The sequence below is a fragment of the Candidatus Sororendozoicomonas aggregata genome (genome assembly GCF_031528575.1).
In the GTDB taxonomy this organism is placed as follows: Bacteria; Pseudomonadota; Gammaproteobacteria; order Pseudomonadales; family Endozoicomonadaceae; genus Endonucleibacter; species Endonucleibacter aggregata.
In genome coordinates this window covers 41,590-54,025 of the sequence record NZ_JAVLSP010000009.1, presented here as the reverse complement: position 1 = coordinate 54,025, position 12,436 = coordinate 41,590, and the positions used below count along the sequence as shown (strand labels likewise).

Annotated in this window: 9 protein-coding genes; 4 read left to right on the top strand and 5 right to left on the bottom strand. The window is 47.0% G+C overall.

Translation table 11 applies throughout. From position 1 onward, the window contains the following. Positions 1 to 279 precede the first annotated feature (279 nt). Positions 280 to 1,320 (bottom strand): PDDEXK nuclease domain-containing protein, encoded by a 1,041-nt coding sequence (locus tag V4C51_RS03220; RefSeq protein WP_330924684.1) that lies wholly within the window; start codon positions 1,318 to 1,320, stop codon positions 280 to 282. A gap of 523 nt (positions 1,321 to 1,843) precedes the next feature. Beyond that, entirely contained in the window at positions 1,844 to 2,188 is a 345-nt protein-coding gene (locus V4C51_RS03215; RefSeq protein WP_330924683.1) for a DUF805 domain-containing protein, read from the bottom strand. 690 nt (positions 2,189 to 2,878) lie between these two features. Between V4C51_RS03215 and brnQ the strand changes: the two genes are divergently transcribed. After that, entirely contained in the window at positions 2,879 to 4,222 is a 1,344-nt protein-coding gene (gene brnQ, locus V4C51_RS03210) for a branched-chain amino acid transport system II carrier protein (protein WP_330924682.1), read from the top strand. Positions 4,223 to 4,617: 395 nt separating this feature from the next. Continuing rightward, entirely contained in the window at positions 4,618 to 5,997 is a 1,380-nt protein-coding gene (locus V4C51_RS03205; protein WP_330924681.1) for a mannose-1-phosphate guanylyltransferase/mannose-6-phosphate isomerase, read from the top strand. Between the two features lie 538 nt (positions 5,998 to 6,535). Here the strand turns inward: V4C51_RS03205 and V4C51_RS03200 are convergent. From V4C51_RS03200 to V4C51_RS03190, 3 genes are all read right to left on the bottom strand, one after another. Further along, entirely contained in the window at positions 6,536 to 7,483 is a 948-nt protein-coding gene (locus tag V4C51_RS03200) for a D-2-hydroxyacid dehydrogenase (protein ID WP_330924680.1), read from the bottom strand. 219 nt (positions 7,484 to 7,702) lie between these two features. Beyond that, positions 7,703 to 9,103, bottom strand: coding sequence for a threonine synthase (gene thrC / locus V4C51_RS03195; RefSeq protein WP_330924679.1), 1,401 nt, complete (start codon positions 9,101 to 9,103; stop codon positions 7,703 to 7,705). Positions 9,104 to 9,112: 9 nt separating this feature from the next. Further along, positions 9,113 to 10,423, bottom strand: coding sequence for a homoserine dehydrogenase (locus V4C51_RS03190; protein ID WP_330924678.1), 1,311 nt, complete (start codon positions 10,421 to 10,423; stop codon positions 9,113 to 9,115). A 631-nt stretch (positions 10,424 to 11,054) separates the two neighbouring features. Here V4C51_RS03190 and yfcD point away from each other — a divergent pair. Together yfcD and V4C51_RS03180 are read left to right on the top strand one after the other, a co-directional pair. Continuing rightward, a complete protein-coding gene (yfcD, locus tag V4C51_RS03185) occupies positions 11,055 to 11,561 on the top strand; it encodes an NUDIX hydrolase YfcD (RefSeq protein WP_330924677.1) in 507 nt (168 codons plus the stop codon). Positions 11,562 to 11,569: 8 nt separating this feature from the next. After that, positions 11,570 to 12,187 carry a riboflavin synthase subunit alpha gene (locus tag V4C51_RS03180; protein WP_330924676.1) on the top strand — a complete coding sequence of 206 codons (618 nt, stop codon included), beginning with the start codon at positions 11,570 to 11,572 and terminating at the stop codon, positions 12,185 to 12,187. Positions 12,188 to 12,436 lie beyond the last annotated feature (249 nt).

The following is a 12,436-nucleotide window of genomic DNA, read 5'->3' as shown; positions in this document are numbered from 1 at the left end:
AAATTAATCAGTTGAAATCAGCACCTTTGTTAAAGTCCATACGAGCGTAGGTTTATAACCATTTTGCGCACTCACCCAAAAGGGGTGTTATAAAAATGCGCAAGCCCAACTGTCACAAGAAATAGAAGGAGTTTACAAAATTCAACTGCGGAATTTAGGTTCAATGGGCTGCCCTTCATCGGCCTGATAGATGTCAATCCCCGTGGGTTTCATGGCTGTCCTTTTTTGTTTTTTTTGTTTGTTCTTTTGGTGGCTTTTTTGGTGGCTAAATAACCAGGTTCATGTCTCAAGGGTCTGGTTAAGCAGGGTAGCGCGTTCACGCAGCAGTTGCTCCTGTAGTTCCTGCTCGCTCGGCAAGTAAGTCATATAGCGGGAGGCAAACAATTGTTGACTGTCGGTTAATACGGAGTATTTAGCAACGGCCTCGCTTTTTTCACTGCACAAAATCAGGCCGACCGTGGGGCTATCATCATCACCCTTGCGGTGCTGGTCGTAGATGCGAACATAAGTATCCATTTGCCCCACATCCTGATGACTGAGTTTGCCTATTTTCAGATCGATCAGCAAAAAGCACTTCAATTTGAAGTGATAAAATACCAGGTCGATATAAAAATCCTGATCTTCCGTACTGATTCGTTGTTGCCGCTCAACAAAGGCGAACCCTTTGCCCAGTTCCAGTAAAAAGGTTTGTAGATGGTTGATCAGGCTTTGCTCCAGCGTGCTTTCCTGAGCCGGGCCATGGGGTAAGTTTAAAAAGTCGAGAATATAGGGATCACGTAAATAATCCTGTGGTCTGTCGGCCAGCGAGGTGGTTTTTTCGGCGGCTTCGGTCAGTACCGGCTTGATCTCCTGTTTATTCTGCTGTGTGGTTAGCAGGCGTTCATAGTAGAGTTTACCCACCTGTCGATCCAGTGCCCTGGCACTCCAGTTTTGACCAATGGCCTCCTCCATGTACCAGTCCCTGGCCTGAGGGTTATCAATGCGGATCAGGCGGCGATAATGGGTCCAGCTCAATTCGGTACGCAGTGCGTTCCGTTTTGGGTAAGCCCGATAAAACGCCCGCATATTGCGCAGGTTGCGCACGTCAAAGCCCTTGCCAAACTCATGGGTAAGCTGTTGCGACAGGGTCTTGAGCTGCTGTTTACCGTAGTCGGCACGCGCTTTGCCTTGTTGTTCCTGTTCAACAATCAATCGCCCCACCTCCCAGTAAGCCTGAACCATTGTGCTGTTGACAGTCACTTTTAACGAGTGGCGAGCCTCTGTCAATACCTGTCGAATAGCAGCCAGTAGCGGGGAGTGAGAAGACGGTGATGGGGTCATTGGGTATCCTCAGTCAAAGCGCAGTCAAAGGAGCGTTTAGGGGCTGCAACGGGTTATCGGATCGTCTGGTGCCAGTTTTGGCCCGGTAGCTGATGAAAAGGATTCTCCATCATTGGCCTGATAGATTTCAATACCCGTGGGTTTCATGGCTGTTCTTTTTTGCTTTCCAGTTTTATGGGAGTGAGCTTTGCTGTTAAGGGACGTACCTTATTTCTCTGCTTGTCATGCTACAGCGTTGGTCTTGTATACCTTCATACCTTCATACCTTCATACCTTGGTCATGCTTGTTCTTCCTTTTTGCCAGAGATCTCAGCATAAGCCAGGAGCCTGTCGGACTTAAGACAATTTCGGCCTAAAATCCAGAAAGCGCGAGAGAATGCGGCCAGAATTTCCGATCAATTTGCTTAAATAGGTCAACTATTCGCACAAATTGATCGAAAATTCTGACTCGCCCTACTGAATTTTATGCTCGAAAGCATAAGTCCGACAGGCTCCTGGCATCTCCAGATTTCCACGAACCACATTATGAGGAGGTCAATGGTGAAAGGCCATAAGCGTTATCGTTATCTGAGGGTTGCACAAAAAAATAAATCAGTATGACAAAACCCACAAAAGGAATCAGGCTAATCAGTTGCCACCAACCACTGCGCCCACTATCATGCAGACGCCGAGTGGATACCGCCAGGCTCGGAATGGTCAGGGCCGCGGCCATAAGATACACAAAAAACGGCGTACCCAGTAGATTATCCATAACTGTCATAAGGCCAAACAAGACAAAATACACCAGATGAAATAACCAGTAGCCCCTTCTGCGGGTTCGGCCGCGAAAAACTGCATATTGTTTGAGGGCGTCGAAAAAGTCGTTCATTGCCTGCTACCCATAATTGTTTCTTATATATCAAGTGATACCAATGACCTATTCTGACTATGTTATTGCGCTGGCAAGCTGAACACCAGTGCCGCATTGAAACGCCTCGCAATAGCAGGTTTTATTCTGTTCTTACGTTCAGCTTTTTGTGCGCTAAGGTTGTTAGAAAAGGCCATTGGTATGATGTCAAGATGCTGGGTTTAGCGCCTGAACATTATTTTCGATTCTGCTAACGAATGTGATTATTCAGACTATGTTTATTCATTATTTTTCATTTTTTTGACCAAGCTAAGGTTTGAGCTATAAAGCGGCAGATGATGGGGTTTTATTTCTGGTTTTTTTCACGCTTGCAGCACTTTCAGGGTTAGGGAATGCTCCATCAATTCAGCGTGTTTCCGTGCGTTCGTTGAATGCGCCGTGCCCCTGGGCTTTTTGCAGGTAAATTTTGTTGGCTTGTCAATATAATTTTGAGCGCCGAAAGATGACTAAAAATTCACTGAAAAACAAGTATTTTCATTATTGCTTACTGGTATGCCCAGACAAAGATAATACCGGGGAAAGGCTACAATTACCCAACAGTCCCTTCTGCAGGGCAAATATCCTGCTACATTGTAAGAAAATAAAACTTACGATAAAGCATGTGTCAAGCTATTGGCCAGGCCGTTATTTTAAGGACAGGTAAACATAACAATGAGACAGGTATTAAGCACAAAAAAGCTGATTGGCATGGGTTTTATGGCCTTTGCCATGTTTTTGGGGGCCGGCAACCTTATTTTCCCGCCCATGATAGGCTATCTCGCCGGTGAGCACGCCTGGCTGGCTGCCGCCGGATTTCTAATGACCGGTGTTGGACTCCCTTTACTGGGTATTGTTGCCATTTCTCAGGTTGGCGGTGGGTTTAGCGCCTTGGCAAAGGAACTCCCTTACGGGTTAATGGTGCTCATCGGCAGTTGTATCTTTCTTATCATCGGCCCACTTTATGCCGTACCACGAACAAGCATGGTCGCTTTTGAAATTGGTGTACAACCTTTTTTGGGCTATGCGGGCAGTACCTGGACTCGTCTGCTGTTTTCACTGGCTTTTTTCTTTATAGCCTGGTATCTGGCCCTCAATCCCGGTCGGCTGCTTGAGAAAGTGGGTGAGTGGATCACACCGGCACTTATTCTGCTGTTGGCTGTCCTGGGCATTTCCCCTCTGCTCACAGTATCAGGCGCGGCAGGTGCTCCTTTGGGTCAATATCAGAACGAACCCGTACTGCATGGCTTTCTGGAGGGCTACCTGACAATGGACGCCATGGCTGCACTGATGTTTGGTATTGTCATTATCACCAACCTCCAGTCTCACGGTATTTCCGAACACCGTGCTCTGGTTCGTTACAGCATTTTTACTGGAATTATTGCTGCTACTGGTTTGGCCCTGGTTTATATTTCCTTGTTTTACCTCGGTGCTACATCAAGAGAGATGGTGGTAAACCCAGCCAACGGCGGCGACATACTCACCGTTTATGTGGATCATTTGCTAGGACATGTGGGTAATATTTTCCTGGCAGCGGTCGTCATTCTCGCTTGCCTGACCACGGCAGTGGGTTGTATCACAGCGGCCAGTGAGTACTTTTCTCAACTGCTACCCTCTCTGCGCTACTTCTGGATTGTGACAGCGGTTTCTATTATTTGTGTGGTACTGGCAGTCCAGGGTCTCAACGAGATTATTCAACTGTTTACGCCTGTGCTTTTTTTGCTATATCCCTTGTGCATTTCATTTATTTTAATGGGTATTTGCAAACCTATTCTTTCCATGCCTGTTCTTGTTTACCGGCCCACACTCCTGGTTGTTTTTGTGTTCAGTCTGCTGGACGCAGCACAGATGATGCCCGCGTTTCGACCTATGGCTGAACTTCTGTCCATATTACCCGGATACCAGCAACACCTGAGTTGGGCAATTCCGGGCATTACCTGCTTTTTGCTAACCTTTCTTATGGGGAAATGGCTATCACGAGGGGCGTCACAGAGTGTTAACCTTGGTAAAAGCCGTTAGCTCCAGTCTTAAGGGTCAATAAAAAAGTTGTTTTGCTGCTTCTGTGCCAGTTGGTCTGGCGCAGCTTTTCAGAATGCTGATAAGCGATGGGAGTATCAATATCAAATGAAGTTCTCTACCTTAAAAGTAATAATACATTCAAAAAAGTGAATGTATTGTACTCACTGGTTCTGTTTATTCTTTCAGACTATCTAAGTAGAAGTAGAGAGAGTCGAATCATTGTGCTCGACTAAACCAAAACTCATTTGAAAAAGCAGGCATGTTGATCATAGTCAATGTCTGACCAGCTTTGATTATTTAGCTGGAACGTAATAGCTCGACAATGAACCTTTTTGTACAATATAGGAAAAGTAGTAAAAAATAGTCGTATTTTCTGATTTTCAGGCGTATTCAATATGGATATTACCCCTGTCATCCTCTGCGGAGGTTCAGGCAGTCGTTTATGGCCGCAGTCACGGACAGCTTGCCCAAAAGCCTTTCTCTCACTGGTGAATGGACAGACGTTTTTTCAAAATACGTTGATACGCCTGGAAGGAATAGAAAACCTGACAGCCCCTTTGGTGGTTGCCAACGAAACTTGTCGGTTTTTAGTGGCAGAACAGTTCCGTCAGGCAGGGAAGCAACCACTGGGTATTATTTTAGAGCCAGTTGGGCGTAATACCGCGCCTGCCGTTACACTAGCGGCATTAACAGCACTTAAGGATCAGGAAGACCCATTATTGTTAGTGCTGCCGGTAGATCATGTCGTTAACAATGTATCGGCATTTCATCGTGCGGTTGAGGCTGGAACAAAGGCAGCCAGTGAGGGCAAACTGATCCTGCTTGGCGTGGTGCCTTCACGAATTGAAACGGAGTATGGCTATATCAGGGTTGACCATGCTCAGTGCTCAGGGAGTAAGGACCGTGTTTTTTGTGTCAGTGAATTTGTCGAAAAACCCGATAGTATCACTGCGAAGGCTTATCTTGACTCGGGTGGTTATTACTGGAACTCTGGCATGTTTATTTTCAGGGCATCCTCCTATGTGCGGGAGTTGAAACGCTATCAGCCTGCTATGCTGGCAATTTGTCAGCAAGCATTGAATACAGCTCAGCAAACAGGCGATTTTACCCGGGTGAATGACAGTGCTTTTAAACGCTTGCCAAATCTTTCTATTGATGTGGCAGTGATTGAGAAAACGGCAGAGACCGCGTTAGTGCCTCTGGATGCCGGTTGGTCAGATGTTGGTACCTGGTCATCCCTTGCTATCATTGCTGAGCAAGATAAAAAAGGCAATACCACTTCAGGTGATGTCTTGCTGTATGATACCCAAAATACTTATGTGCGTAGTGAAAAAAAACTGATTGCCACGGTGGGTATTGAGAACCTGGTGATCAGTGAAAGTGATGATGCTATTTTAATTGCAGCCAAAGATAAGGTGCAAAATGTAAAAAAAGTAGTGGAACACCTAAAAGCATCAGGGCGAAAAGAGGCAATGTTTCACCGACACGTTCTCCATTGCTGGGGGGGATATAATGCCCTTGATGAAGGGACGGAGTTTCAGATCAGTCGGATTACCGTGAGGCCGGGTGAGAAGCTTTCTCTGCAAAAGGATTTTCACCGTGCCAGACACTGGATTGTTATGGTGGGCACTGCACAAGTCACGCGCGCGGAAGAGCAAATATGCCTTACAGAAAATCAGTCCATTTATATTCCCACAGGAGTGGTTCACACTCTGGAGAATCCGCAGAAGTATGACCTTGAGTTAATCGAGGTACAAACTGGCGGTCTATCTTGATCCTCGCTATGCGCGAACTTTTAATTTGTATTCAGCAGTTGACCGCTGTTGAATGGCTTAAGCCCGACAGGCTCCTAAAAGCCTGTTTCCTCGAGGAGAAAATGGCATTTAACCGCTGAATTCAGATTAAAAGATGGGCAGCAGTGAATCCCTGACTCATACTCTTACCGTTTTTTTTACGTACTTTTCTAATAATTATACAATCATATTGCTGGATGAATATCTTATCCCAATTCTACTCCAGCAGTCTTATCTCTGGTTGACATTCTCCTCCAACCAGGTCGCTGTAGGATTCCCATTACTGGGGCGTTACTTTCTTGTGAGTTTACGCAGGTTTCTGCTTCGACGTTACAGCCACGAGGGACTTACATTAACGCCACAGACTTTACTTCCCCTCTGCCCGAGGGTAGGTCTTCAACGACGGAAAGGATATTAGCAGAATGTTAGACGAAATTTACCTCCCGCCTGGCTTGGCGGGAGTACTCTTTCGGAAACGGATAGACAATTTATGAGATACTCAAGTCAGGGGCAGTCAAGGCTACTTTCGAGCGTTTAACCGGAATTCTTCAATGTTTTTAGCAACAGCATTCACTAACCGCTGACGACACTCTTTGGCTACCCATGCGCTGTGTGGGGTAATAATCAGATTGGGGTGGGAAGAGGTCGTTAATGAATGATTCACAGAGGGAGGTTCTTCCTTCAAGACGTCCAGGGCGGCACCGGCTATTTCTTCCTGTTCCAGGGCAGCGAGCAAATCGGATTCATTGACTATATCCCCCCGTGATACATTGATCAGGAAAGCAGAGTTTTTCATTGCCTTGAATACGTGGGCATCAATCAAATTGCGGGTTTCATCAGATAAAGGACAATGTACGGTTATCACGTCTGATTCAGCAATTAACTGATCAAAGGGAATGCGACCACTCACTGGCATGGCATCCCTCCGTAAAGACTCAGCCACGGCAATCCGCATACCAAAAGCTTCCGCTACTCGGGCGACACCTTGCCCCAGCTCCCCATACCCAATAATGCCAAGCTGTTTACCTGCCAGCTCAGTGGCGGGGTAATCCAGCAGGCAAAAGAATGGGCTGCGTGACCAGTGACCTCTTTTTACGCCTTGATGGTATTGATGCCAGTTGGTGGTTAACGCCAGTAGCAAGGCAAAAGTGTGCTGCACCACCGAGGGGGTGGCATACCCTGTTACATTTTTTACGCAAATCCCCAGATCTCGGGCAGCATCCAGATCAATGTTATTGGTACCGGTGGCGCTGACGCAAATCAACTTGAGGTTGTGGCAGGCAAGCATTGTGTTTCGGTTGATCACCACTTTGTTAGTAATGACGGCCTCAGCGGTATTGATATGTTCTATAACCGTCTCATTGGATGTGTGATCGTAGGTGGAAAAGGTGTCCAGTGAACGTTGCAGTGGGGAAAGGTCCAGATCCTGTGGATTCAGGGTTGATTGGTCAAGGAATACACCGTGCATAACGTTCCACTTTCAATAAAGCATAAGGATAAAGGCCGGACTGTATATGAGTCCGGTTCCTCACACAAGCCTCATGCCGTGTTGAATGACTTGAACAGTGAATGCAATGCTCAGCGCCCTTAACCCTGTCTGAGAACGTGTGTGAGACTGATGGCTGATGGCAAGTGCCTCCCGGGTTTTGAGGTATCAGACACAAGATCATCAACATGCAACAGAACCTCAATACTGTTTGATATAAGCACAGATGTCTGTTTTTAACGCATGAAGACTATTTCCTAACAGACGATAGTTTTCTGTGCGGGTCAATAAGTCACTCATGGATTCAGGCAGTGCTGGTACGGGTAGCCCTGCTTTGGTAATTGCATCGGAGAATTTAACCGGGTGAGCTGTTGCTAGTGCCACGGTGGCCGTTGTTGCATTGCCGAGCTCGTTACAGGCTCGAATACCTGTTGCCGTATGGGGGTCTGCTATATACGCTGTTTGCTGATAGAGTGTTTTTATCGTTTCACAAATGCTGTTGTTATCACTCGAATAGCTTCCAAACAGTTGTTTAGCTTGTTGCCAGATTTTATCATTCACATGCAGTTGGCCGTTTTGCTGGAACTGTGCCATGAGCTTGCTGATGGTATCACCCTCGTTACCGTGCAGGTCAAACAGTAGTCGTTCAAAGTTGCTGGAGACCATGATATCCATGCTGGGTGAGAGAGTTTGTTGCAACGCCTTTTTGCTGTAGTCATTATTCTGGAAAAAGCGATGTAAAATATCGTTTTGATTAGTAGCGACAATCAGTTTCTCAATGGGTAACCCCATGCCCCTGGCAATAAAACCGGCATAAATATCCCCAAAGTTCCCCGTAGGCACAGAAAAAGTGATGGACTTTTGAGGAGCGCCTAACCGGGTAGCCGCATAGAAGTAGTAGACCACCTGAGCCATAATGCGCGTCCAGTTGATGGAGTTGACAGCAACAAGTCGCAGGCCTTCTGGCAAAAAGGATTGATCAGCAAAGCTTTGCTTGACCAGTTCCTGGCAGTCATCGAAGTTGCCTTCAATGGCAATATTATGAACGTTTTGAGCAAGGACAGTTGTCATTTGACGGCGTTGCACGTCTGACACCCGGTTGTGAGGGTGAAGAATGAAGATATCAAGATTTTTACTGTGCCGGCAGCCTTCAATAGCAGCAGCACCCGTATCACCTGAGGTGGCACCAAGTACGATGGCTCGCTGTCCGTTTTCTTCAAGCGCATAGTCGAGAAGTCGGCCTAGCAGCTGAAGTGCGAAATCTTTAAATGCCAGGGTTGGCCCATGAAATAATTCAAGTACCCAGGTATTCGTATCCAGTTGCCGCAAAGGCGCCACCGCCGGATGATTAAATGCGGCATAACTGTCATTGATGGCTGTTTTCAGTACGTCCTTGGGAATATCGTCACCAACGAAAGGATGAATAATTTCATAGGTCAGCTCAGCATAACTAAGCGTCTGAAGCTCACTGATTTTTTCCGGGGAAAACTGAGGCAGTGCTTCAGGCACAAACAGGCCACCGTCGTCAGCGAGGCCTTTAAGTAATACCTCCTGAAACCTCTTGGTGTTGGTTTTTTTGCCGCGGGTGCTGATATATTTCACAATAAAGCCCTATTCAGAGTCCGTGGTTTCTATACGTATGCGGGTGACCGGCGCCTGGACGCCGGTTAGCGACTCTATACTGTCGATGGCCCGGTTAATGACAGCTTCATTGAAGCGCCCGGTTTCGATAACAATATCGGCATATTGCTCTTTGTTTGCCACAGACTTTTGGGAGATAGCAGTCACATTGATACCGTAGGTACTGAGGATGTCAGTCATCGCGTTCATCCTGTCTGGGTGGTTCTCTGCGTGTATACGCAGGTAATAGCGGGTTTTTATTTGCTCAATAGGGACAACAGGTTCTGAAAAGCGCGGTACTTCGTCAATGTGGCCAAGGGCGGGTACGGCAGCCTCGGGAGATTGCGTCGTGCGGGCGATATCCATAATATCGGCGATGACAGATGACGCGGTGGCCTCAGACCCTGCACCAGGGCCAGTATAAAGGGTCTGACCAAGGGCATCACTGTTAACAACAATAGCGTTAAGTACACCATTGATGTTTGCCATTGGCTTTGAGGCAGGTATCAATGCGGGGTGCACGCGGATTTCAATGCCTTTTTCCTGGCGTCGGGCAATCCCCAGGTGCTTGATACGGTATCCCAATTCTTCTGCGTACTGGATATCAAGGGGGGTAATAAGGGATATTCCCTCAGTGTAGGCTTGATTAAACTGAAGGGGAATTCCAAAGGCAATGGAGGCCATAATAGTGAGTTTGTGACAGGCATCAATCCCTTCAATATCAAAGGTTGGGTCGGATTCAGCATAACCGAGTGTTTGCGCTTCTTTCAGTACATCACTGAACGGGCGTTGTTTGTCACCCATTTCAGTCAGGATATAATTACCTGTACCATTGATAATGCCTGCCAGCGAATGTATCCGGTTAGCTGCCAATCCTTCACGCAGGCATTTGATGATGGGAATGCCGCCTGCGACGGCGGCTTCATAAGCGACCAGGACATTGTGCTTTTTAGCGGCCTTGAAGATTTCGTTGCCGTGTTCGGCAATCAGGGCTTTGTTAGCGGTAACCACATGCTTACCCTGTTCGATGGCGCTTAATATCAGTTCTTTGGCTGTTTCATAACCACCAATAAGCTCGACGACAATATCAATGTCTGGATTTCGTGTAATGTCAAAGATATCGCGAGTGACCATTGTGCCTGACGTATCACAGGCGTGATTGTCGTGCCGGACCGCCACTTGCTCAATGATAACAGGGTGTCCGACACGGGCGGCAATAATGTCCTGGTTACGGTTCAGGACGTTAAATGTGCCACTCCCCACAGTCCCTAATCCGCAAATACCCACTTTGACAGGTTTCAAATTCTCACCTCAACAGCTTGTTGTCATGTTTATCAGGTGTTCTACCAATGGTCCAAGCATTACCATGCTCATTGTTAAAAATGCCATTTGGTATTATACGCGATTGTTTTCTATCGTTTGTTTGTTATCGCGGCTAGTTTTGGGATTATAGCGAAAGTGGATCATTTTTTAACGGATGTTGAATAATATCTTTTGCCGGGCGACAGTCCGGTACGTGCTGATCATCGGTCAAAGGGCTGCGGACGCCCTTGAAAAGCGCAAACGCAACTAAACACAAGGAGCCTGTCGGACTTAAGACAATTTCGGCCTGAAATCCAGGAAGCGCGATAAAGCGCGAGAAAGCGTGGCCAGAATTTCCGATCAATTTGCTTAAATAGGTCAACTATTCGCGCAAATTGATCGAAAATTCTGACTCGCCCTACTGAATTTTATGCTCGAAAGCATACGTCCGACAGGCTCCAAGGCTTCTCGCCACTGTAGCAGGAGGTTGTCAGTGTCTTGCGTGTGTAGTCAGGCGCAGTCATTTGGACAGGCACTATTGCTGTGTTGTTCGTAGGAATACGTAATAGGTCGCGTTACCATGCCGCTCAAAATGACGGCGGTTGAATAATTCTTATGAGGTAAGTTGACGATGGTAGCTAACGAGCGGGTAATTTGGGTTGATGAGCGCAATAATGTGCTTGGTTCGGTTACACGTCAGCAGATGAGGAACAGCAAACTCTGTCACAGGGCTACGTATGTGTTTGTTTTCAATAGCAAAGATCAGGTAGTCGTGCAGGAGCGAACATTAACAAAGGATATTTACCCCGGTTATTTTGATCCAGCGACGGGGGGCGTCGTTTCTGAAGGTGAGCATTATGATCAGGCAGCTTATCGTGAATTAGCTGAGGAATTAGGGGTCACCCGTGTTACTTTGACGCCGCATTTCCATTTCTTTTTCAATAATGAGGATTGTCAGGTTTGGGGCAAGGTTTATAGCTGCGAGTATGATGGTGAATTTACCTGTCAGCCAGATGAGGTGGCAGGTACGGTGTGGGAATCTCCAGAAGATATTTTGACCAATCGTTTTAACCGGTGTTATACACCGGACAGTGTCGTTGCGCTGGAACGGTTGATAGCAATCAAACAGCGAGGTTAAACGCGTTAATGTTTACAGGTATTGTGAAAGGGATATTTCCCGTAGCTGAAGTAGAGGTCCTTAAAGATTTTGTCCGGTTATCCGTAACACTGTCCCCTGAGTTGGTAGAAGGGTTAGAAATTGGCGCCAGTGTTGCCGTTAATGGAACCTGTCTGACGGTGGTAGGCATTGACAGGTATACGGTCGCTTTTGAGGTAATGCGGGAGACATTGCGGGTAACGAACATCGGGGAGTTATGTGAAGGGCGTCGTGTCAATATTGAAAGGGCTGCCCGATTTGGTGATGAGATTGGCGGGCATGTGCTGTCTGGACATATCCATACTATGGCTCGCGTGACAGAAGTGTGTAAGGAAGAAAATAACGTTACGGTATTTTTCCATGTGTCAGACGATGTGGTTGAGTATCTGCTACCTAAAGGTTACGTTGCGCTCAATGGGGCCAGCTTGACCATTGGCGCGGTTGTTGAAAATAACACTTTCTGTGTGCACCTGATTCCCGAAACACTGCGTTTGACCACGTTTGGGAGTATAAAGGTGGGTGATCGTATTAACCTTGAGGTTGACAGTCAAACACAGGCTATAGTGGACACGGTAAAACGTGTCATGTCACAGGAACGGCATAAATAACCACAACGGGCTCAGCCTCTGGTATCAAAACCCAATGGGGAACCTTCCTCGGATAAAGAGAAACAGACTCTGTTGCGTGCGGTGATGAGCATCCCCCCTGAGCTGGGCGAGTAAAGAGCTGCAAATCCCGGAACCAAAAGACAATGAGCCGGTACTGACCCGACCGCAAGGTAATGCTGAAACTACGCCGTCAACGGTCCTTAAAGGGGTGTTAAACGGCGCGTTAACGGCATTAAAACAGGGCGCCAG